The organism is Tatumella saanichensis (assembly GCF_000439375.1).
Taxonomy (GTDB): Bacteria; Pseudomonadota; Gammaproteobacteria; order Enterobacterales; family Enterobacteriaceae; genus Tatumella; species Tatumella saanichensis.
The window spans coordinates 103919-126716 of sequence record NZ_ATMI01000040.1 but is presented as its reverse complement, the minus strand read 5'-3'; the positions used below and the strand labels follow the sequence as shown (position 1 = coordinate 126716).

General features: G+C 50.3%; 20 protein-coding genes and 3 tRNA genes. 7 read left to right on the top strand and 16 right to left on the bottom strand.

The features are described 5' to 3' along the window. Nucleotides 1-45 precede the first annotated feature (45 nt). From amiB to nnr, 3 genes are read right to left on the bottom strand one after another with little or no spacing between them, the layout of a single operon-like run. Nucleotides 46-1659, bottom strand: a complete 1614-nt coding sequence (gene amiB, locus DW47_RS0111365; protein ID WP_029686539.1) for an N-acetylmuramoyl-L-alanine amidase AmiB — start codon at nucleotides 1657-1659, stop codon at nucleotides 46-48. Further along, nucleotides 1659-2135: a tRNA (adenosine(37)-N6)-threonylcarbamoyltransferase complex ATPase subunit type 1 TsaE gene (gene tsaE, locus DW47_RS0111360; protein WP_029686538.1), complete on the bottom strand. Its 477-nt coding sequence runs from the start codon at nucleotides 2133-2135 to the stop codon at nucleotides 1659-1661. Before tsaE ends, amiB begins: the two co-directional genes overlap by 1 nt. A 4-nt stretch (nucleotides 2136-2139) precedes the next feature. Beyond that, nucleotides 2140-3648, bottom strand: coding sequence for a bifunctional ADP-dependent NAD(P)H-hydrate dehydratase/NAD(P)H-hydrate epimerase (gene nnr, locus DW47_RS0111355; protein WP_029686537.1), 1509 nt, complete (start codon nucleotides 3646-3648; stop codon nucleotides 2140-2142). Nucleotides 3649-4874: 1226 nt separating this feature from the next. Between nnr and DW47_RS0111350 the strand changes: the two genes are divergently transcribed. After that, a complete protein-coding gene (locus tag DW47_RS0111350; protein ID WP_029686536.1) occupies nucleotides 4875-5732 on the top strand; it encodes a branched-chain amino acid aminotransferase in 858 nt (285 codons plus the stop codon). Nucleotides 5733-5922: 190 nt separating this feature from the next. On the opposite strand, the gene DW47_RS0111345 is transcribed toward DW47_RS0111350, so the two are convergent. The 4 genes from DW47_RS0111345 to orn all read right to left on the bottom strand — a co-directional run bounded on the left by DW47_RS0111345 (nucleotide 5923) and on the right by orn (nucleotide 6916). Then, nucleotides 5923-5998 (bottom strand) — tRNA-Gly (locus DW47_RS0111345). Nucleotides 5999-6033: 35 nt separating this feature from the next. Further along, nucleotides 6034-6109 (bottom strand) — tRNA-Gly (locus DW47_RS0111340). Between the two features lie 34 nt (nucleotides 6110-6143). After that, a tRNA-Gly gene (locus DW47_RS0111335) sits at nucleotides 6144-6219 on the bottom strand. 145 nt (nucleotides 6220-6364) lie between these two features. Next, nucleotides 6365-6916 carry an oligoribonuclease gene (gene orn / locus DW47_RS0111330; RefSeq protein ID WP_029686535.1) on the bottom strand — a complete coding sequence of 184 codons (552 nt, stop codon included), beginning with the start codon at nucleotides 6914-6916 and terminating at the stop codon, nucleotides 6365-6367. A gap of 102 nt (nucleotides 6917-7018) precedes the next feature. Here orn and rsgA point away from each other — a divergent pair, with 102 nt between their 5' ends. From rsgA to mscM, 3 genes are all read left to right on the top strand, one after another. Then, nucleotides 7019-8071, top strand: coding sequence for a small ribosomal subunit biogenesis GTPase RsgA (gene rsgA, locus DW47_RS0111325; protein WP_029686534.1), 1053 nt, complete (start codon nucleotides 7019-7021; stop codon nucleotides 8069-8071). A gap of 86 nt (nucleotides 8072-8157) precedes the next feature. Continuing rightward, nucleotides 8158-9054, top strand: a complete 897-nt coding sequence (gene asd / locus DW47_RS0111320; protein ID WP_051150916.1) for an archaetidylserine decarboxylase — start codon at nucleotides 8158-8160, stop codon at nucleotides 9052-9054. A 17-nt stretch (nucleotides 9055-9071) separates the two neighbouring features. After that, a complete protein-coding gene (gene mscM / locus DW47_RS0111315; RefSeq protein ID WP_029686532.1) occupies nucleotides 9072-12407 on the top strand; it encodes a miniconductance mechanosensitive channel MscM in 3336 nt (1111 codons plus the stop codon). Between the two features lie 36 nt (nucleotides 12408-12443). Here the strand turns inward: mscM and epmA are convergent, their stop codons facing one another. The 4 genes from epmA to efp form a co-directional block, all read right to left on the bottom strand. Then, on the bottom strand, nucleotides 12444-13421 hold the full coding sequence (epmA, locus tag DW47_RS0111310) for an elongation factor P--(R)-beta-lysine ligase (protein WP_029686531.1): 978 nt from the start codon (nucleotides 13419-13421) through the stop codon (nucleotides 12444-12446). A 211-nt stretch (nucleotides 13422-13632) separates the two neighbouring features. Next, nucleotides 13633-13767: an entericidin A/B family lipoprotein gene (locus DW47_RS0111305; protein ID WP_029686530.1), complete on the bottom strand. Its 135-nt coding sequence runs from the start codon at nucleotides 13765-13767 to the stop codon at nucleotides 13633-13635. 108 nt (nucleotides 13768-13875) lie between these two features. Continuing rightward, complete coding sequence (locus DW47_RS17010; protein WP_071846643.1) at nucleotides 13876-14007, bottom strand: entericidin A/B family lipoprotein; 132 nt, start codon at nucleotides 14005-14007, stop codon at nucleotides 13876-13878. Between the two features lie 52 nt (nucleotides 14008-14059). Beyond that, on the bottom strand, nucleotides 14060-14626 hold the full coding sequence (gene efp, locus DW47_RS0111295) for an elongation factor P (protein ID WP_029686529.1): 567 nt from the start codon (nucleotides 14624-14626) through the stop codon (nucleotides 14060-14062). Between the two features lie 42 nt (nucleotides 14627-14668). On the opposite strand from efp, the gene epmB reads away from it, so the two are divergent. Next, complete coding sequence (gene epmB, locus DW47_RS0111290; protein WP_029686528.1) at nucleotides 14669-15697, top strand: EF-P beta-lysylation protein EpmB; 1029 nt, start codon at nucleotides 14669-14671, stop codon at nucleotides 15695-15697. Nucleotides 15698-15859: 162 nt separating this feature from the next. Further along, on the top strand, nucleotides 15860-16285 hold the full coding sequence (locus DW47_RS0111285) for a DUF1090 domain-containing protein (protein ID WP_029686527.1): 426 nt from the start codon (nucleotides 15860-15862) through the stop codon (nucleotides 16283-16285). 65 nt (nucleotides 16286-16350) lie between these two features. Here DW47_RS0111285 and DW47_RS0111280 read toward each other — a convergent pair whose 3' ends face one another. The 5 genes from DW47_RS0111280 to DW47_RS0111255 form a co-directional block, all read right to left on the bottom strand. Next, nucleotides 16351-16704, bottom strand: a complete 354-nt coding sequence (locus tag DW47_RS0111280; protein WP_029686526.1) for a DUF4156 domain-containing protein — start codon at nucleotides 16702-16704, stop codon at nucleotides 16351-16353. A gap of 565 nt (nucleotides 16705-17269) precedes the next feature. Next, a complete protein-coding gene (locus DW47_RS0111275) occupies nucleotides 17270-17548 on the bottom strand; it encodes a hypothetical protein (protein WP_029686525.1) in 279 nt (92 codons plus the stop codon). A gap of 709 nt (nucleotides 17549-18257) precedes the next feature. Continuing rightward, nucleotides 18258-19904, bottom strand: coding sequence for a chaperonin GroEL (groL, locus tag DW47_RS0111265; protein ID WP_029686523.1), 1647 nt, complete (start codon nucleotides 19902-19904; stop codon nucleotides 18258-18260). 47 nt (nucleotides 19905-19951) lie between these two features. Then, nucleotides 19952-20245 carry a co-chaperone GroES gene (locus DW47_RS0111260; RefSeq protein WP_029686522.1) on the bottom strand — a complete coding sequence of 98 codons (294 nt, stop codon included), beginning with the start codon at nucleotides 20243-20245 and terminating at the stop codon, nucleotides 19952-19954. Nucleotides 20246-20508: 263 nt separating this feature from the next. Next, a complete protein-coding gene (locus DW47_RS0111255) occupies nucleotides 20509-20976 on the bottom strand; it encodes an FxsA family protein (RefSeq protein ID WP_029686521.1) in 468 nt (155 codons plus the stop codon). A 370-nt stretch (nucleotides 20977-21346) separates the two neighbouring features. Here DW47_RS0111255 and aspA point away from each other — a divergent pair, with 370 nt between their 5' ends. After that, nucleotides 21347-22780, top strand: coding sequence for an aspartate ammonia-lyase (gene aspA / locus DW47_RS0111250; protein ID WP_029686520.1), 1434 nt, complete (start codon nucleotides 21347-21349; stop codon nucleotides 22778-22780). The last annotated feature ends 18 nt before the right edge of the window (nucleotides 22781-22798 follow it).

Sequence of the window (22798 nt, the reverse complement as noted above, 5' to 3'; positions counted from 1 at the left end):
TCCTCACCGCTTAAATGTGACAAAAAACACCCGCCTATGCGAGTATCAGGGGACGGTAATCGTCAGCGTTTGTCCTAGCATTACATTCTCAGAGCGCATCCGGTTCTGTTGCATAATCGAGCGGGCACTGACTCCATATTTTACTGCCAGACCATTGAGCGAATCCCCAACAACCACTTTATGCCTGATCACCTTTGCCGTCACGGCCTTGGGCGTTGCGGCTTTAGACACACTGTCACTGACGGGGACTTTCAACCGCTGGCCGATCCATACGCCCTCTGTTTTCAGGCGATTCATCTCGATCAACTGACGATTGCTAATACCATAGCGACGCGCGATACCAGTCAGCGTTTCTCCGCTGCGCACCACGTGAAGGGTGGTCGCCCCGTTCACCGTAGACGCTGATGCCACCGGTTGCGGCGTATTTTCTTTACGCGGGATATTCTGCATCGGGTGCGCTTTGAAGTAGTTACGCAATCCACGATATATTGCTTTAGCAATTTTATCCTGGTAAGCGCTACTACCCAGCAGCTTTTCTTCTTTTTTGTTACTGATAAATCCGGTTTCCACCAGCAACGACGGAATATCCGGTGAACGTAATACCCCCAAGCTGGCATGCTCTGGCAGGCTTTTATGCATCGGCGTAACACCGCGCAACTGCTGTATCACTTTTACCGCGACGTCATAACCGACCCGCTGCGAATGGCCAAATTGTAAATCGAGTACTGCTTGGCTAAAATAGGGGTCCGCTTGATTATTCGCCAGTAAATCACCGGCTCCCCCCAGCAACTCTGACTGCTTTTCCCGTTGCTCAAGCCAACTTGCCATCTCTGAATTCGCGCGCCGGTTAGACAGCACCCACACCGAGGCACCGCTTGCCGAATGACTGGGGGCCGAGTCGGCATGGATAGAGACCAGCAGGTTGGCATTATCTTTACGCGCCACCTCTGAACGCCCCATCACCGAAACGTAATAATCACCGTTACGGGTCATGACGGCTTTAAACATGCGATCACTGTTTAGCAATTTCTGCAGTTTACGCGCAATCGCAATGGTGACATTTTTTTCTTTTAGGCCATTCTGGCCGGTGGCACCCGGATCCTGTCCACCATGGCCAGCATCAATCGCAACAATCACCTGATCATTGCTACGCACTTTGCCACCGGGATAGGTGGTGGTATTAGTATTAGTGGCTGCTGTGCCGTTCTGACCATCAAATGGGTTACTGGTGGCGCTGCTGTTCCCTGCAGCTACCTGACTGGCTTTTTTCCCCCGCAGGGTGAAAATTACTTGGTAGTCGTTGCCTTGAGTCTCCATACGGGTCACTGTTTTGACCGGTTGGGTGACTTCGAACACCAGCCGGAAGCTGTTGCCATTAACCGGTTTACTGGTACGAATACGCTTAACGACATTCTCTCCGCTAAAATTCAGCGGCAGGCCTTTAATGGTACCGGCCTGATTGATATCCATCACCACTCTCTCCGGTTGGTGCAGTGGGAACCAGGAATAGTCAGGTTTTCCGGTGAAATGCAGCGTGACTTTGGCTTGAGAGCCGCCATTATCGACACTGATATTTGACAGGCTGGCCGCATGGTTCACTCCGGGGATCAAAAGCAGTAACCACAGCAACAGCCCTGACTGCCAAAGAGACCGCAGCATCACCCCCATCGGTTGTCCGCTCCCGCAGAGCCAATAATCGTTTCACCATAGGCGCTGCAGGCAACCAGCTCCGCTTGGCGGCAATCATTTACATAACTCATTGTGATGATCACATCAGGTTCCGGCAGGAAGCCTTTCCCCTGTTGCGGCCATTCCACCAGCGACAGGGTATCTTCAGCGAAATAATCACGGATCCCCATAAACTCAAGCTCTTCAGGATCGGCAAGTCGATAGAGGTCAAAATGGTAAACGGTCCGCGCCCCCAGTTGATAGGGTTCAACCAGAGTGTAAGTCGGACTTTTAACGTTGCCCTGATGACCCAGAGCTTGGATAAATCCACGGCTAAAGGTGGTTTTTCCTGCTCCGAGATCACCATACAGATAGATAACGGTGGCGTTGTGGCACGCCTGTGCCAGGGTAGCGCCCAAGTTCAGCGTTGCCGCCTCATCAGGTAACACGATTACAGAGGTTTTCATTCTTTTATTTTAATTTCATGTCCGGATTAACAAATCGCCGTAACGGTTGCAATAAGTCGGTGGCTAGCATACCCCGCATCCCGTACTCATCAGCGACACTATCAGCTGCGGCGCCATGGGCAATAACCCCCGCGCAGGCTGCATCATAAAGAGAGAGTTTTTGCCCAGCAAGTGCGGCAATAATTCCGCTCAGCAGGTCTCCCATCCCACCGGTGGCCATTCCTGGATTGCCCACATCGGCAATGGTCATCTCACCTTGTGCAGAAGCCACCAGCGTGCCGGCACCTTTTAACACCACAACGCCACCATAGCGGCTGACCAGTTCACGGACCGCACCCAGACGATCTTGTTCAATCTCTGCGACAGAAACCCCTAGTAACCTGGCCGCCTCACCCGGATGGGGAGTCAAGATCCGATTCTGACGTGTATCAGGATCGATTGCCAGAAGGTTAAGGGCATCGGCATCCCAAAGTGCCGGTTTTTTACTTTTTTTTACCCTAGAAAGCAGTGACTGTCCCCATTGATCCTGTCCAAGCCCCGGACCAATCGCAATCATATCCGCCCACTCCAGTGCCTCATCTAAGCGTTGCAACGTAGCCTCCGCCACCATCAGTTCTGGGCGTGCGCTCAGTAAAGGGCCAACATTATCCCGGTGAGTCAGGACCCGAACCAAACCGGCGCCGCTGCGTAATGCGGACTCTGCGGATAAGCGTATGGCACCACCGGTACCTTCGCCGCCGCCTATCAATAGCAGCCGACCATTATCCCCTTTGTGCGCGGTGGCCTTACGGCCCGACAGCCAGTGTGACAAATCTCCAGCATCACAACGTCGTATCGGCGGGATCTCCCTAGGATCTTCGGCGTTGAAGCCCAGCGGATCACACCACAGTTTGCCGCAATACTCTCGCGCTTTACCAGTGAGTAAGCCCGCTTTCAGGGCAATAAACGTCAGGGTTGCACTGGCGTTGATCGCCACCCCTGGCACTGCGCCGCTGTCGCTGAGCAGTCCCGAAGGGATATCCAGCGCAAGGATCGGCACACCGCGATCATTTGCCGCCACAATCAGCTCCTGATAGTCACCTTGGGGCGCACGGTTCAGTCCGATACCGAACAATGCATCAACAATAAGATCCTCCTGATCCTGCCATGCATCATTAGGATCACGGCAACTGCCGCCACAGGCTAGCCACTCTTCCTTAGCACGCGCTGCTTCGGCCGGTGGCTCCTGCTGCTGGCAGGCCACTAGCGTCACCCGGTAACCGGCCATTTTTGCCAGCCTAGCCACCACATAACCGTCACCACCGTTATTGCCGCTGCCGCAGAGGATCCGCCAATAGCGCGCATCCGGCCAGTTTTCGCGGATCCGTGTAAACGCAGCCATTCCGGCCCGTAACATCAGTTCATGAGTAGTGAGTTGTGCTTCCGCACACAGCCGTTTTTCTAGAGCGGGAAAGTGATCCGCCGGCCAGATCCCAGCAGGTAAAGACGTAACACTCTGTTTAGACGCAGACATAGGTGACCCTTTAAGACTGGTGAGTATCAGTTGAGGATAACATAGCCCACCAAGATAACGAGTCGGTCCCCCTACGCCATAAGGATAACCGCCAGAATCAAGCCGGTGGAAACACCTTTCGCTAGCCTTGTTAACGTATCGTTTTTCATTGTGGATAAAAATAAAAAAACGTTTTGATTCAATCAATACAAACAGAACATGATTAAAATCACATACTGAGAAAATAAAAATATAAACAATAAAATCAATTAATTAAAAAAATATGCTATCAATAACAGGATAAGACGAAGGCTGTGAGCAGATAAGGGAATACTGTGGATAACTCTGTTTACAGAGATCCTAGAAAAATGGCAGGTAATAGGTGATAGTCAATAGAAACGCTGACCTGTTTGAGACTTATCAGAAAGCTTTACCAGTGCCCGGCATTTCGGGGAGGCGTATTATGCAGGTGGTGCTGGTGAATAGCAACAGCACTCGGCCATTTTTTCCGGAAAATCTGTAGCGGCTGCGAAAACCGCCATCGCTCAGCCACTGAGTGGGTGATCCTTAACCACTACGGGCACCGGACAGTGAGCTCAGGTAAAGATCGTCAGGATCTCCGATCACAGAAAACAGTCTTATCCCAAAATAGCCCGAAAGGTTAATCAGTAAAGAGGAAGTCCTCGTCACCCCATCATAACGACGATAATCGCAATAACCCCATTATTATTACAGCGGTTAATATCCCTGCCCTTTGACTCGATAGCCTACCTAGGAAAGTATTACCGGCAGTCAGGTAAAAAAAGTGAGGCTGTTACACAGATAAAAACCGGTAAAGGTCCCATTCATTAATCATTGAGTTAAAGCAATTCAGAATAACTCCCCCCTCCACGTTAAGTTCTTCAATCCTTATTGTCTAAACCCTTTCCCTATTAGCACGCTGCTTACTAGTATTAGGGTGTATTAGTCTGCAGAAAGTCTTTTGTTGTGTCTTATATCAGAGGTTTCACGATAGGGATGGGCATGTGTCTTTATCCCGTGCACATTTTTTTCCCAATTGGGTGTATTAAAATATTTACTTTTTAGTCGCTGCCTTTTCATTCTCGGGGGGTTTATCAGCTACTTTTTCTTGGTATGCTGAAGTCAACTGTGCGTGCTGGCTGTTAATATTTTCTTAGCTAAACAGTTTCAATAATAAATTATATCTGCACCCTGGAAACAGGGAACTATGGGTACTGAGGAATACAATGACTAACCGCGAAATAATCTGGTCTAACGGCGAATGGAGCACCGAAGACAAACCCACTATCGGCATCACTGACCATGCATTATGGATGGCTTCAACTGTTTTTGATGGCGCGCGCGCTGTTAAGGGCCATCTCCCTGATCTGAAACCTCACTGTCAGCGAGCCATTAACTCTGCGCTGGCGATGGGTATGGAGCCCAAAGTGACCGTGGATGAGATTATCAGCCGCGTCTACGAAGGCTTGGCAAAGCTGCCTCACGATACCGATTACTATATTAAAGTATTGTTCTTCTCTCCGGGTGGTTTTATCCTGCCGGATCCAGAAAGCACTACCTTCGCCCTGCACATCTTTGAAACTGCCCTGCCAGAAGATACCGGTTTCAGCGCGACCTTCAGTCCATTCCGTCGTCCAGATGCCACCATGGCACCGACCGAAGCTAAAGCATCCTGTTTGTATCCGAATTCCCAGCGTATTCTTCGTGAAGCCAATAAGCGTGGTTTCTACACCGCAGTTGTATTGGATGGTGAAGGCAATATTGCTGAATTTGCTGCCGCCAACCTGTGGATCGTGAAGAATGGCACGGCTTATACGCCAGTTCCTAACGGCACCTTCTTGAACGGTATCACCCGTCAGCGTGTCATTAAGCTGTTACGTGAAGACGGCATTCCTGTTGAAGAAGTGACCTTGACCCCGGAAGATGTGTTGAATGCGGATGAAGTCTTCAGTACCGGTAACCACGGCAAAGTGCTGCACTGCAACCGTATCGAAGACCGTGAACTGCCACGTGGCCCAATTTGTGCCCGTGCCCGTGAACTGTATCAGGAATTTACTTTAGCGTCGGATAAAGTTCCAGCCTAAAACGGGTCTCCCGATCGGCGGTAAAAGGATGATCAGCGTACTGCGGTGCGCTGATTTTTTTTGCCCTCAAATAGGCAAAGTGTTCCGCCGCCAAAAGGGGTAATCCCTGATCTGGAATCTGGAATCTGGAATCTGGAATCTGGAATCTGGAATCTGGAGAGAATAAAACAGAACAAAAAGAAAGAAAATTTGGAGCGGGAAACGAGACTCGAACTCGCGACCCCGACCTTGGCAAGGTCGTGCTCTACCAACTGAGCTATTCCCGCATTGGAGGGTACTACTTGTAATATCTTACATTCTCTGGAGCGGGAAACGAGACTCGAACTCGCGACCCCGACCTTGGCAAGGTCGTGCTCTACCAACTGAGCTATTCCCGCATCGGAGAAACTACTACAACATCATTTTTTAATTTGGAGCGGGAAACGAGACTCGAACTCGCGACCCCGACCTTGGCAAGGTCGTGCTCTACCAACTGAGCTATTCCCGCGCCGGCAACGACATAAATTCTTCATCGTTACGGGGTGCGAATTATACGAGAATAATTTCCCGGCGCAAGCCCCGTTGTTCATATTTTTTCAGCTTTTTATCTGACTGCTGATTAAAACATCAGGTTGCTGACAGAATAGTCGTTTTTACTTAAGACTAAGGAAATTCTCGCGGTAGTAGCGTAATTCAGCTACCGACTCACGAATATCATCCAGTGCCTGATGGCTACCGGTTTTTTTGAAGCCAGGCAAAATTTCAGGCTTCCAGCGACGAGCCAATTCTTTAAGGGTGCTGACATCCACAGCCCGATAATGGAACCACTCTTCCAGTTCTGGCATATATTTGTATAAAAAGCGGCGGTCTTGGCCGATACTGTTCCCGCAGATCGGCGAGGCATTAGCCGGTACCCATTGCTTTAAGAACTCTAGTGTAGCCAGTTCCGCCCGGCGGTCATCATAGTCACTGACTTTGACGCGGTCAACCAGCCCACTACCGGTGTGGGTTCGGACATTCCACTCATCCATCAGCGCCAGTTGTTCCGCTGACTGATGCACCGCAATCACCGGCCCTTCTGCCAAAATGTTCAAGTCAGCATCAGTAACCAGTGTGGCGATTTCGATGATTCGATCCTGTTCCGGGTCCAGCCCGGTCATTTCCAGATCAATCCAGATCAGATTGTTTTCACTTGCGGTTGTCATACTTCTCTCTCACCGTTGCTAAAATCGTCTATGAGTCACTATTAATGGTATCATAGACGTTTTGCCCCGCCGGGCGAAGTCTGGCAAATCATGAGAGGAAGTGTGAGCAAAAATAAACTGTCAAAAGGTCAACAGCGTCGGGTGAATGCGAACCACCAGCGACGCCTGAAAACACGCGCTGAAAAACCAGAGCCCGATGACAGCCTGTTTGGCGAGCCGCAGGAAGGTATTGTGATCAGCCGATTGGGCATGCATGCCGATGTAGAAGATAGCCAAGGCCAAATTCTGCGCTGTAATCTACGCCGAACGCTACGCTCACTGGTGACCGGGGACCGCGTCGTGTGGCGCGCCCCGCAAAGTGGTACCGGCAAAGGCATTGTTGAAGCAGTCCACGAGCGCACCTCGGTGTTGAACCGTCCTGATTACTACGACGGCCTGAAACCGATTGCCGCGAATATCGATCAGATAGTCATCGTCTCGGCCATCTTGCCGGAGCTGTCACTGAATATTATTGACCGTTACTTGATTGCCTGCGAAACACTGGGTATTGCTCCATTACTGGTTCTGAATAAAACCGACCTACTGGATGATGATGGACGCCGTTTCGTCGATGAGCAGATGGGGATTTATCGCGATATCGGGTATCCGGTGCTGATGGTTTCGAGCCACACTCGCCAAGGTCTGGCGCCTCTTGAGCAGGCATTGACTGACCGTATCAGTATTTTTGCCGGACAATCTGGCGTTGGCAAGTCGAGCCTATTAAACAAACTGCTGGGACTGGATAGCGGTGAGCAGGAACAGATCCTAACCAACGATGTCTCTGATAATTCAGGCCTCGGTCAGCATACCACTACGGCAGCCCGCCTTTATCACTTCCCGCACGGCGGCAAGGTGATTGACTCCCCGGGAGTCAGAGAATTCGGCTTGTGGCACCTTGAGCCGGAACAGGTTACCCGCGGCTTTGTAGAATTTGCCGACTATCTCGGCCACTGCAAATTTCGCGATTGTAAGCACGATACCGATCCAGGTTGTGCCATCCGCCAAGCGGTCGACGACGGAAAAATCAGTGAGATCCGCTTCGACAGCTATCACCGCATCCTTGAGAGCATGGCACAGGTGAAAGTCCGTAAAAACTTCTCAGTCAGTGAGGATTAACTGACGTCATCACACAGACTGGCGGACACCACAGCGGTGTGAATTGCCCTTTTACTTTTAAGAACATGTTAACGCCAGGAGGCAACATGCTGGAACGAATCAAACTTGGCATCAATGCAGTATTACCTAAAAAAGCCTTAACCGAACTGGCAGGCTGGGGAGCAAGCCGCAAAGGTGGCTGGCTGACACGGGCAGTGATCGATCTGTTTGTCTGGTATTACAAAGTGGATATGTCTGAAGCCGTCAAAAAAGAGACCTCTGCCTACCCCACCTTCAACGATTTCTTCGTTCGCCCTCTGAAAGAGGGTGCCCGCCCAATTGATAACGATCCAAACCTGCTGACTCAGCCAGCAGACGGTGCCGTCAGTCAAGCCGGACGCATTGAAGAGAACCTGGTCTTTCAAGCCAAGGGCCATAATTATACCTTAGAAGCACTGCTGGCCGGCGATGAGCGTCGGGCCGCTGATTTCTACAATGGCCAATTTATCACTACCTATTTGGCCCCCCGCGATTATCACCGTGTACACATGCCGTGTAACGGTATTCTGCGTGAAATGGTCTACGTGCCAGGCGATCTCTACTCGGTTAACCCGCTGACGGCACGCAATATCCCTAACCTGTTTGCCCGCAATGAACGCGTGGTCTGCTATTTCGACACCGATTTTGGCCCGATGGTGCAAATCCTCGTCGGCGCTACCATTGTCGGCAGTATTGAAACCGTCTGGGCCGGTACCATTACCCCACCACGTGAAGGAGTGATTAAGCGCTGGCATTATCCTGCAGCAGAAGCTGACGGAGCAGTAGTATTGCTGAAAGGTGATGAGATGGGCCGTTTCAAACTGGGCTCTACCGTGATCAATCTGTTTGCCCAAAATAAAGTGATGCTTAGCGAATCTCTGGAAGCGGGTAGCCGTACTCGCCTCGGCCAGCCGCTGGCAGCTGCTATGAGCAGCCTTCGCACTGACACTGCGGCTACTGAGTAAGCTCGGAGGATCCTGACGTGCGTCTGATTGCGGCGATCGTGCTGAGCCTCGGGCTCAGTTTTTCTGTGTGTGCGGCAGATAGCACTGACGCGACACAGATCAAACAGGCTCTCAATGATGCCAGAAGTGCCAAAGCGACTCCTGCCCAGGCTGAACAGATCCAGGCGCTACAAAGCGCACTGGATTTTCTCGATCAGCGCACGGCATCTATCGAACAGGCGGCACAGTATCAGTCTGTGATCGATAATTTCCCAAAGTTATCCAAAGCGTTGCGCCAACAGATCAGCGCAGTCACCGATAATCCAAAAACCGTTAATACCTCGCTGAATAGCAGTGATCTCGAACAGGAAATTCTACAGGTCAGCAGCCAATTACTCGAGGAAACACGTCAGGCGCAGCAGGAACAGGATCGCGCACGCGACATCAGTGACTCCCTAACCCAACTCCCTCAGCAACAGACAGAAGCTAGACGGGCACTGACAGACAGTGACCGCCGTTTACAAGGCCAGCAAACCACAGCCACCGCCCTCGGCCAGGCAAAAATTTGGGCCAGAGAAGCCGCCAATGCGGCCAATAAAGCTCGAGTCAATGAGCTGGAACTGGCGCAGCTCTCCGCCAGTAACCGTCAGGAACTGGCTCGATTACGGGCTGAACTGCACCAGAAAACCATGGCACAGCTCGACAGTTACCTGCAGGCCCTGCGTAACCAGCTGAATAACCAGCGTCAGCAAGAAGCTCAGCAGGCACTGGAACGTACTGAGCAACTGGCAGAAAACAGTGGTGAACTGCCCCCAGGCATCAGTGAACAGTTCAGTATTAACCGTGACCTCTCCTCTGCCCTGAATCAGCAGGCACAGCGTATGGATCTGGTCGCGTCACAGCAACGTCTGGCGGCTAATCAGACTTTACAGGTCCGACAGGCACTTTCCACCCTGCGCGAACAGTCGCAGTGGCTGGGAGAGTCTAATTTGTTGGGAGAAGCCCTACGCGCCCAAGTTGCGCGACTGCCGGAAGTGCCTAAGCAGCAACAAATTGACAGTGAAATGGGGGAATTACGAGTACAGCGGTTGCATTACGAAGACCTGCTCAACCGTCAGGCAAGTTTGCACTCCCTGACCCAAGAAAACGGTACGCCGCTTACTGCAGAACAAGTCCGCATTTTGGATGCTCAGATCCGCACTCAGCGTGAGCTGCTGACCTCACTGATCTCCGGCTGTGATTCGCTGATTCTGGAAATTACCAAGCTAAAAGTGGCCAATACCCAGCTTCAAGATGCGCTTAATGACGTCAAGGATGCCACCCACCGCTATCTGTTTTGGACTGCCGATGTCGGGCCGGTTAATTTCCATTACCCGGTACAGGTAGTGCAGGACCTCTCCCGCCTGCTGTCCTTAGATACGTTTGGCCAGTTAGGCAAAGCCACGGCAATGATGCTTACCAGCCGTGATACCATTATGCCGATCCTCGGCGCGTTACTGCTGGTGATCATCAGTATCAGCTCCCGCCGCCACTATCAGGCTTTTCTCTCCCGTGCTGCCGCTAAAGTCGGCAAAGTCACCCTCGACAAATTCAGTCTGACCGTCAGAACCGTGGTCTGGTCAGTATTGGTTGCTTTGCCGTTGCCAGTACTGTGGGCGGCTCTGGGGTATGGATTACAACATGCCTGGCCCTACCCGATTGCGGTGGCCATCGGCGATGGAGTGACGGCCACCCTACCCGTATTATGGGCCTTTATGATCAGCGCAGCCTTTGCCCGCTCACACGGGTTGTTTATTGCCCATTTCCGTTGGCCACAGGCCTCTGTCGCCAGAGCCATGCGCTATTACTCTCTGACGGTCGGCCTGATCGTGCCGCTAATTATGGTGCTGATCACCTTTGATAACCTCGAAGACCGTCAGTTTTCTGCCTCCGTCGGTCGTCTGAGTTTTATTTTGATCTGTATTGCCTTGACGGTGGTGACCAATGCCCTAAAACGAGCCGGATTACCGCTCTATTTTGATCGCCAGGGTAACAGCCACAATATGACCAATACCCTATTGTGGGATGTGATGATGGTTATCCCGCTGATAGCCGCTCTGGCGTCCTGTGTAGGGTATCTGGCGACGGCTCAAGCCCTGTTGGCCAGACTCGAAAGCTCGCTGGCAATCTGGTTTGTACTGTTAATTGTTTATCACATTATCCGTCGCTGGATGCTGATCCAGCGGCGACGTATTGAATTTGACCGTGCTCGCCAGAAAAGGGCCGATATGCTGGCCAGCCGCGCTCGCAGCGGTGAAGAGGAAAAAGAACATAGTAACGCCACCAGTACCGAATCCTATGAGATGGAGGAACCGGTTATTGATCTCGACACCATCAGTGCGCAATCACTGCGACTGGTGCGGTCGCTGTTAACACTGGTGGCACTAGTATCACTGATCCTGCTGTGGTCTGAATTACACTCTGCTTTCGCTTTTTTAGAGAATATACCTCTATGGGATGCCTCCTCTGGTCCTGGCGCGGAGAGTATTCAACCGGTCACCCTAGGCGCGGTGCTGATCGCTATTCTGGTACTGGTGATCACGCTGCAACTGGTACGCAATATGCCGGCACTGCTGGAACTGGCTATTTTGCAACATCTTAGCCTGACCCCTGGCACCGGCTATGCAATCATAACCCTAACCAAATACCTGCTAATGATTATCGGTGGCATGACCGGTTTTTCGATGCTCGGTATCGATTGGGCAAAACTGCAATGGCTGGTTGCTGCATTGGGTGTCGGGCTGGGCTTCGGCTTACAGGAAATTTTCGCTAACTTTATTTCCGGCCTGATCATTCTGTTTGAAAAACCGATCCGTATCGGCGATACCGTGACGATCCGCGAATTAACGGGGACGATTTCCAAAATTAATACCCGAGCCACCACCATTACAGACTGGGATCGTAAAGAGATTATCGTGCCGAATAAGGCCTTTATTACCGAACAGTTTGTTAACTGGTCGCTGTCTGATGCAGTAACGCGTGTGGTATTAACCATTCCAGCACCAGCACAGACCAGTAGTGAACTGGTTACCCACGTGTTGAAACATGCCGCTGACTGTTGCAGTTATGTCCTGAAAACGCCGCCACCGGAGGCCTTTCTGGTCGATTTACAGCAAGGGATCCAGCTATTTGAACTGCGTATTTACGCTGCGGAAATGGGACATCGGATGCCACTACGTCATGAACTTCATCAGCTGATCTTGCAGGGCTTTCAACAGAATAATATTGAGATGCCCTTCCCACCTTTCCAGGTGCGAATGGAAAAAGTCAGCAATACCCTGCCAGCAGCACAGGGCACCCCTGCAGCGAAAGTGTATAAATCTGGCGGCTTATAACCGCCGATAGCGCCCTGTCTGACAGGGCGGCAATCCTCAGCAACGATCGACTGGAAAGGCAATGACCTCGCTGAGAGCGTCGGCATTTAACGCCAACATCACCAGACGATCTACGCCCAGAGCTACCCCTGAGCAGTCGGGTAAACCATGTTCCAAAGCTGCCAACAGCAGATGATCGATAGGTTGTTCCGCTAAGCCTTTTTCGAGACGACGACGGTTATCCTGTTCAAAACGCTGACGCTGTTCACGGGCATCAGTCAATTCACGAAAGCCATTTGCCAGTTCAATGCCTTTGTAATATACCTCAAACCGCTCCGCGACCCGATGGTCTTCGGTACTGATTTCAGCCAGCGACGCCTGCGATGCCGGAAAGTGATAAACAAATGTCGGGCGATCTTGGCCGATTTTAGGCTCAACACCGAGCATAAACAGCAGTTGCAGCAGCGTATCACGGTCATCTTCTGCAGCGGCAAGATCACCCACGCCCAGCGTGGTTGCCACTGCCACCAGTGCCTCTTTATCCGCAGATAAGGGATCGATATTCAGACAACGGAGAAATGCCTGCTGATAGGAGATTGATTCCGACGCATCGCATTCAAGGATCTGCTGCAGCAGATCATCCACTTCATTGATCAGCCGGTACATATCATAATGGGGACGGTACCACTCCAGCATTGTAAATTCTGGGTTATGGTGGCGGCCGGCTTCCTCGTTACGGAAGCTGCGGTTCATCTGATAAATCGGCCCACTCCCCGCTGCCAGCAAACGTTTCATATGATATTCAGGGCTAGTCATCAGCCAAAGATCCAGTCCTTGAGACGCCCCCGGCCCGACAAATCGCGTTTTAAACGGTACCAGATGAATATCAGTGACCGTCGCCTGACTCATCGCCGGAGTGTCAACTTCCAGAACACCACGATCAGTAAAGAAGCGCCGAATTTCAGCGATGATCGCCGCACGCTTTAACAGATTGGCAACAGGCGCAGCAGGCTGCCATTGTGGACTTTCGTTCATTGTGTTGAGACTCCTGGGCTGACAAAAGTGAAGCAGTCTACATGCAACGCAGGCCGCGTACAATCATGGCAGGCTTAAGGCCGCGAGCGGAACGAGCAACGTCGCCATCAGGCGGTAAGGGCTACTGCAGCAAGAGTCTGTCATCCTGCAGGAAACAGGATAGAGAGGCGGAGAGACGGACCAGTGCTCGTCTCCCCAAGTCGATAAGCCATTACTCTGCCGTACGCTGAATCGCTTTCCCCCCAGCTTCAACATCCTGCCCCACTCCACGAGTGGTATTACAGGCAGTCAGGGCTGAGGAGATGATCACAACGGAAATAATGGCTAATACACTTTTAATCAGCATAAAAATGTCCTCATCAATGAAGAGAAACGTGAGTAGTACTGATTAAGCGTAGACGGTATTTTAAGCGCTAACGATAGCAAGAAGTGAGCGAAATCACAGTTCAGCAGTTTAGCTGGCAACCCGTGAAATAGCATTACCGAGATGAGAAACATCTTCCCCAAAGCCACGGAAAGTATTGCATCCGCTTAGGGTAAAGGTGATCAGGCACAACAGTGTCAGGGGGATCAGACGTTTTTTCATAATGATCATCGAGGTAAAAGACAGGCGTGCCCCAAGGGCACGCCTTACAGACTTATTTTACGCGTGAAACGTATTCGCCTGAACGGGTATCAACGCGGATCACTTCACCGATCTGTACGAAAAGCGGTACTTTAACCACTGCGCCGGTGCTCAGGGTCGCAGGTTTACCACCGGTACCGGCAGTATCACCTTTCAGACCTGGGTCAGTTTCGGTGATTTCTGCTTCGATAAAGTTTGGTGGAGTGATCAGAATCGGGTTACCGTTCCACAGCGTCACGATACACTCGGCCTGATCTTGCAGCCATTTGGCGTTCTCACCGACTGCTTTTTCATCCGCAGCCAGCTGTTCGAAGGTGTTGTTGTTCATGAAGTGCCAGAACTCACCGTCGTTGTACAGGTAGGTCAGAGTCACATCAACAACGTCAGCACCTTCAGCAGAATCCGTTGACTTAAAAGTCTTCTCAATCAGTTTACCGGTCAGCAGACGACGCATTTTTACGCGTGCAAATGCCTGTCCTTTACCTGGTTTAACAAACTCACTGGCTTCGATGGCATACGGCTCGCCATCAATGATAATTTTAAGACCGTTACGAAAATCGTTGCTAGAATATGTTGCCATGAAGGCCCTCGACAAATATGGATACTGGACAAAGCCAAAAAAATGGCAAACATTGTAACCCTAAATACCCCTTCCAGAGAAGATTGGTTGTATCAACTTAGTGATGTTGTTACCGAACCCAATGAATTACTGACACTTTTAGATCTGGAACATCTACCGGAACTGCAGGCCGGAGCCCCCGCACGTCGCTTATTTGCCTTACGGGTGCCACGTGCCTTTATCGCTCGGATGAAGAAAGGGGATCCCCGCGACCCGCTTTTATTACAGGTGCTAACCCAGCAGCAGGAATTGACTGTCACGCCAGGTTACAGCACTGACCCCTTAGACGAACAACAGAGTGCTGTCCCTGGGCTGCTGCATAAATACCGTAACCGGGCCTTGTTACTGGTAAAAGGTGGCTGTGCCGTTAACTGCCGCTACTGTTTCCGCCGCCACTTTCCTTATCAGGATAACCAAGGGAATAAACGTAACTGGCAGGTGGCGCTGGACTATATTCGTCGGCATCCGGAGCTGGATGAGATCATTTTCTCCGGCGGCGATCCGCTGATGGCAAAAGATCATGAAATTGACTATTTGGTCAGTGAACTAGAGACCATCCCGCATCTGCGCCGCTTGAGGATCCATAGCCGCTTACCGGTAGTGATCCCTGACAGGATAACCCCTGCTCTCTGTGAACGTTTGGGTTCCACGCGGCTGCAGGTGATCATGGTTACCCATATCAACCATGCTAGCGAGGTGGATAATACGCTGAGTGCGGCGATGGGTCGTCTGAAGCGTGCTGGGATTACCCTGTTAAATCAGGCCGTATTACTCAAGGGGATTAACGACAATGCCGCGGCTCAGGCTGAGTTAAGCCATGCCCTGTTTGAGGCTGGGATCCTGCCTTACTACCTGCATGTATTGGATAAAGTCCAAGGGGCGGCCCACTTTTATGTCTCTGATGACCAGGCTCGGAAGATCATGCGCGAGTTGCTGAGCCTCACCTCCGGTTATTTGGTGCCGAGACTGGCCCGTGAAATCGGCGGGGAGCCCAGTAAAACGCCGCTTGATTTACAGCTCAGACAAGACTGAAAAGTAAGGATTTCTGATCTTCCTCAGGCTTTTTTGTTGGTATTCACGCTACTCTACCTTTCTGTTTTTCTGCCGGTACGTTCACAGACGACTGCTGCCGGCAGAAGTATGCAGTTTATCTCTCGATACACTGCCTAATTTGCCTAAGACAAAGGATGATGTATGAAAAAAGTGTTTACTGCGCTGGGTCTGACGTTGTGTGTCAGCGGGATGGCAAGCAGTGCGCTGGCAGCAGAAAGTTGTGCCGATAAACGCCACGCGATCGAAAAAGAAATCAGCTACGCAAAGCAACACAATAATACGGGTAAGCTGGTCGGTCTGGAAAAAGCATTGCGTGAAGTGAACCGCTATTGTACGCCAGAAAGTATCCGCGAGGATGCTCGTAAGAAAGTAGTAAAGTCAGAGAAAAAGTTGGCGGAAAAGCGTGATGATATTAGCAAAACCAAAGCTGAACTGAACAAAGCAATGGCCCGTGGTAAGCAGGATAAAATCAGTAAATATCAGGAAAAAATTGCTGATAAGAAACGTGAAGAACAAAAAATCATCCGCCAGTTAGCTCAGGAAAAAAGTGAGTTATCGGGCCGCTAACGGCCATAACAAAACAGGCAGAGCAATCCTCTGCCTGTCGGGAGGTCGTGGTTTCTAACAGCCAATTATGGGCAGTGGTAAACCTGACCAGACATCTTAGTGGCAACAGGGACAAAGTTCGAGATCACGGACAGTCCCGGTGTACTGGCACCATAAATGACGTTTCCGCCCATTGCAGCCGCCTTGTTACGCAGGTCATTTGCCGCACCGCGCATAGAGCTACCACCTTCCAGGCTTTGTCCGGACAGCCAGTTGCTCTGCTCACCGGTAAGGTTAGCGATAAACCGGCACTGAGAAGAAGGTTGCTCATCAACAAAACGGACATTCTGGCCACCAGAGGTTAACTGGTTACCGCCGGAACTGCATCCGGTCAGCATTGCCGCAGCGAAAAATGCTGCCGCAGAGAGTTTTAAGCGCATTGGTTTTCCTCATTATTTTAATCCGGCCAGTAGGCGACACACTGGCAACTATCCCACAGGACAGAGGTGAAAATATCATCTTCTCCGCCACTTTACACCAGTGTGTACGCTAAAATACAACACCGCAGATGCTATACAGCTTCACAAGAAGAGGTTTCTTCCTTGTGTCGAGAAATGACATCTTGTGAAGAGGACAAGTTGGCTAAAGATAAAGCAGTGAGAATGTTGCCTTAACACATCACTGAAATCAGCTAAAGGCCATTCGCTGCGCTTCGGATATTCCCGCTAATAGCGGTAGATCTAAAATAATGCATTAACCTGCTGTCTTATTACTTCGTATCAGGAGGACTTTACTACACATTTTTTATTGAGGCTCAACGCTGCATAATATTACTTTGACAACATCGCTGACTTATCCGGTATTTGCGGGTATTGGCTAGCCCCGTGACTGACGACTCTCCGGCGTGTCCTCTGCAGACATAACGCGAAATTAGTTTACATACTTCACACCACCAGAATAACTCACCGGTGGCAGACTTCAGCTTAGGCAGAACAGGTGTAAATTTCAGGATCCGGCAGCCTCTGAAACAGTGGCATCAAAACCTTCATTGACACCATGAAGTTCCAAGTTGCTACTGCGCCGAATTTGCGCTAATGCCGATATCACCGCCTGAGAGTATGATTTTTCTTGCCGGTCAAAGCTGATAAAGACCTGGTTTCCTTTGGATACCACAGTGCAATCTTCCGCCCCAGCACCGAACAGCGCCTCGGCAATATCACAGATTACATCACCATTAATATCCTGCGGGCTATGTGCCACCACAGTGAAGTCATATTCTTTCATAGTTGTTCCCTCTCCTTTTTAGACGCGTTACCGTCACGTCACGGGCCACCCATCGATAGCTGATCACTAGCAGAAAAGACTGTTCATTCCTCTTTGGATCTTTTTCGCATGATTGGCGGGATTTTTGGGGGTTCCAAACACCGGAATAAGACATATTTCTCGTTGATGGCAACCGACTGTTTTCAACGTACAGGCTAGATACCCAACAGTATGATTATTCCCTTTTTCGACCCACTTCCAGCCACGTTTAAGTGCCATGGCTAGGGCATAGCAGACCTCTTTTTTCGAATGTAAAACACCCATAATTCCTCCCTGAGACTGATATCCTCACACTACTGATGGTGGTTTCCCGGAACGCGTTAAGACCCCACTAGTCATTACCACTCATTTGACGCGATTCTGCAGGTAAATAATGCCTGTTCTCGTCGCAAGTCCTACTGAGTCATGATACTGGCTAAAACTGTACGTGATGGCTTTAACAATAATGTGAAGAGAACGTTAACCCCCTTTGGCAGCTTAGGGTAGGGTTATTTGCTTACAAAAAGCAGAATATCGGCCTATATCCCATTTCTATCAAAGCGTTTGTTTCATCAGACATAAAAAAAGACCCAGCTTCACAGAAACTGGGTCTTTCTTACTGTTGAGGGACTTTAGGCATGACTGCCTAGAGGCCGGTGGCACTGAACAATAACGTCAGTGCCGGGGAGCATTACATCATGCCGCCCATACCGCCCATACCGCCCATTCCACCAGCACCGCCTAAGTCAGGCTTATCCTCTTTTGGCAGATCAGTCACCATACATTCGGTGGTGATCATCAGGCCAGCAACAGAGGCTGCGTACTGCAGGGCAGAACGAGTCACTTTGGTCGGATCCAGGATACCGAAGTCAATCATGTTACCGTATTCTTCAGTCGCGGCGTTGTAACCGAAGTTACCTTCACCGTGTTTGACTTTATCCGCAACCACTGATGGCTCTTCACCGGCGTTAGACACGATCTGACGCAGTGGAGCTTCCATCGCGCGCAGCGCAACACGGATACCGACAGTTTGGTCTTCATTCTGACCGGTCAGTCCAGCGATCTGTGCCGCAACACGTACCAGGGCAACACCACCACCGGCAACCACACCTTCTTCAACCGCTGCACGGGTCGCGTGCAGAGCATCTTCGACGCGTGCTTTCTTCTCTTTCATTTCAACTTCAGTGGCTGCGCCAACTTTCAGTACGGCTACGCCGCCTGCCAGTTTAGCAACACGCTCCTGCAGTTTTTCTTTATCGTAGTCAGAGGTCGCATCTTCGATCTGCTGACGGATCTGAGTAACACGGCCGTTGATCGCTGTTTCTTCACCCACACCATCGATGATAGTGGTCGTGTCTTTGCTGATCACAACACGTTTCGCCTGACCCATATCTTCCAGGACCGCTTTTTCCAGTTCCATACCGATCTCTTCAGAGATAACAGTACCACCGGTCAGGATTGCGATATCCTGCAGCATAGCTTTACGACGGTCACCGAAGCCAGGGGCTTTCACTGCAGCCACTTTGACGATACCACGCATGGTGTTCACGACCAGAGTCGCTAGGGCTTCGCCTTCGACATCTTCAGCAATGATCAGCAGTGGTTTACCGGCTTTCGCAACGGCTTCCAGCACTGGCAGCAGCTCACGGATGTTAGAGATTTTCTTATCGGCTAACAGGATGAACGGGCTTTCCAGCTCAACAGAACCGGTTTCCGGCTTGTTGATGAAGTAAGGAGACAGGTAACCACGGTCGAACTGCATACCTTCAACCACGTCCAGTTCGTCCTGCAGACCGGTACCTTCTTCAACAGTGATAACGCCTTCTTTACCCACTTTTTCCATCGCTTGCGCGATCAGGGTACCGACGCTTTCATCGGAGTTTGCAGAGATAGTACCAACCTGAGCCACAGCTTTGGAATCAGAGCAAGGAACAGACAGTGCTTTCAGTTTCTCAACCGCAGCCACAACAGCTTTATCGATACCACGCTTCAGGTCCATTGGGTTCATGCCTGCCGCAACAGCTTTCAGACCTTCGTTGACGATAGACTGTGCCAGTACGGTGGCAGTAGTTGTACCGTCACCGGCAGCATCGTTTGCCTTGGAAGCAACTTCTTTGACCATCTGCGCACCCATGTTTTCGAACTTGTCTTCCAGCTCGATTTCACGGGCAACAGAAACACCATCTTTAGTGATAGTCGGTGCACCAAAAGATTTATCCAGAACCACGTTACGGCCTTTCGGGCCCAGGGTAACTTTTACTGCATCTGCCAGTACGTTAACACCGCGCAACATTTTTACGCGCGCGTCATTACCAAATTTTACGTCTTTAGCTGCCATTTGAAATTTCCCTTAAATTAATTCAGTCAGTGAAATGGGGTGTCAGATTACTCAGTAACCACTGCCAGGATGTCGTTCTCTGAAATGATCAGCACTTCCTGGTTATCAATTTTCTCTGCTTTGGCACCGTAGCCTTCGTTGAAAATGACAACATCACCTACTTTCACATCTAATGGTTTAACTTCACCGCTTTCAAGGATGCGGCCATTGCCTACAGCCAGCACTTCACCACGGGTAGATTTTCCCGCAGCAGAGCCGGTCAGAACGATGCCGCCAGCAGATTTAGCTTCTACTTCTTTACGCTTGACGATAACGCGATCGTGCAATGGACGAATAGTCATTTGATAGCTCTCCTTCGAAATGCTTAGACACTGGTTGTTTAGGGTTGAATGCCGACGCGATGGCATCGGCTTCGTGCAATCAGAGATAGGGCCTGTAGGAAGCACTTTCAAGTGTTTAAAAAAATTTTTTTTTATTCCGCGAACCGTTTCTCTTAAATACAAGCTTTACAGCATAAATTGCTGTTTTCTGTGCCTAAAGTTACATATGTGACCGAACGACTGCCCACATTCAGCATCTTGTTTAAAGATACAAAACACGATAATCAGTGGTGGCGTGGTTCGTCATCATGATGTTCAATAACCTTCTGTTCACGGCGCTCAAATTCGCCTTCAACGGTCACTCCAGAGCCGTGTCCAGTACTACCGCCCATGGTACGGATAGTCAGATAAGGCATCAGTTTCAATGTAAGGTGCTTCTGCACCGGAGGGAGTAGCAATAACAGACCGATAAAGTCGGTGAAAAAACCAGGCAAGATCAGTAAAAAGCCGGCGATAAACAGTGAAACACTTTTGGTCATTTCCGCGGCTGGATTTTCCTGACGGGCCAGTTTTTCTTGAAGCAGACGGAAGTTTTTTATCCCTTGGTTTTTAACCAGAGAGATACCTATTACTGAAGTAAAAATTACCAGTAGCAACGTCATAAAGACACCAACCACGTGGGCAACCTGAACAAACAATGAAATCTCGATCCAGGCCAGTAAAAAAAGAGTGAGGAACGGTAACCAGCGCACGGCGGTCTCCTGTCGGTACTGTCGCCCCGCTGTATGCCGGGCAACGAAAATAAGAGTCACCTCATAAGAGGTATATTGAAAGATGGGTATAACAAAAAGTGATTTCAACCGCGCCATAAAAATTCGTTATAAATGACGGCAATATTTTCAGCGATACGTCTATCGCTGACCGTTGCGGTTATAATAGTGCCGCAGCGTCATTTATGTAAAAAATAAGTGATCTATGTTACGTATTTTTTACATAAGCAGAGTATAATCGCGAAGTGTTGTTGATATACAGAGTAAATATCGGCCACTGACGCAGACTGCACTATGTTCAGTACTTTCAACACACATCATCCTGATAAGACAGTCACTAAAGAAGGTTATCATGGTTAACAACATACGTATCGAAGAAGACCTGCTTGGCATGCGCGAAGTTCCTGCGGATGCGTATTATGGGATTCATACGTTACGGGCAATTGAAAATTTTTACATCAGCAACAGCAAAATCAGTGATATTCCTGAGTTTGTCCGCGGCATGGTGATGGTAAAAAAAGCAGCCGCTATGGCTAACCGGGAGTTGCAGACCATCCCTGCGACTCTGGCTGATACCATCATCCGTGCCTGCGATGAGGTACTGAACAACGGTACCTGTATGGATCAATTCCCGGTCGATGTGTACCAAGGCGGGGCGGGGACCTCCGTGAATATGAATACCAACGAAGTACTGGCCAATATTGGTTTGGAGTTAATGGGACATAATAAAGGCGATTATCAGTACCTAAACCCCAATGACCACGTCAATATGTGCCAGTCGACTAACGATGCTTATCCAACAGGATTCCGCATTGCCGTCTATAACTCGCTGCTGAAACTGGTAGAGGCTATTCATGCGTTAGCAGAAGGTTTTCAACGTAAGGCTGCCGAGTTCAAAAATATTCTGAAGATGGGCCGTACCCAGCTGCAAGATGCCGTGCCGATGACCCTCGGCCAGGAATTCAATGCGTTCAGTGTGCTATTAAAAGAAGAGACTCGTAGTATTCTGCGCACCGCGGAACTGCTGCTGGAAGTTAACCTCGGAGCCACCGCCATCGGTACCCGTCTAAATACGCCGGAAGGCTATCAGCAACTGGCCGTCAGCTATCTGGCCGAAGTCACTCACCTGCCGGTCGTCCCCGCAGAAGACTTGATTGAAGCCACTTCGGATTGTGGTGCATACGTCATGGTGCATTCTTCATTGAAGCGTCTGGCCGTTAAACTGTCGAAAATCTGTAATGATCTTCGTCTGCTTTCCTCTGGCCCCCGGGCAGGCTTGAATGAAATCAACCTGCCGCAGCTTCAGGCCGGGTCATCGATTATGCCAGCCAAAGTAAATCCAGTGGTTCCGGAAGTGGTGAACCAGGTCTGCTTTAAGGTCATCGGTAACGATACAACCGTGACCATGGCGGCAGAAGCTGGGCAGTTGCAACTGAACGTAATGGAGCCGGTGATCGGTCAGGCACTGTTTGAGTCAGTCTCTATTCTCAGCAATGCCTGCTTTAATCTGCTGGAGAAGTGCGTGACCGGCATCACGGCTAACCAGCAGATTTGTGAATCCTATGTGTTTAACTCTATCGGTATCGTCACCTACCTCAATCCTTATATCGGCCATCATAACGGTGATATTGTCGGGAAAATTTGTGCCGAAACCGGTAAGAGTGTACGCGAAGTGGTACTGGAGCGTGCTCTGCTCACAGAAGCACAGCTTGACGATATTTTCTCTGTCGCCAATCTGATGCATCCGGCCTATAAGGCCAAACGCTTTATCGAAGACAAAGAGTAAGATTCCAGGGGCCGAAGA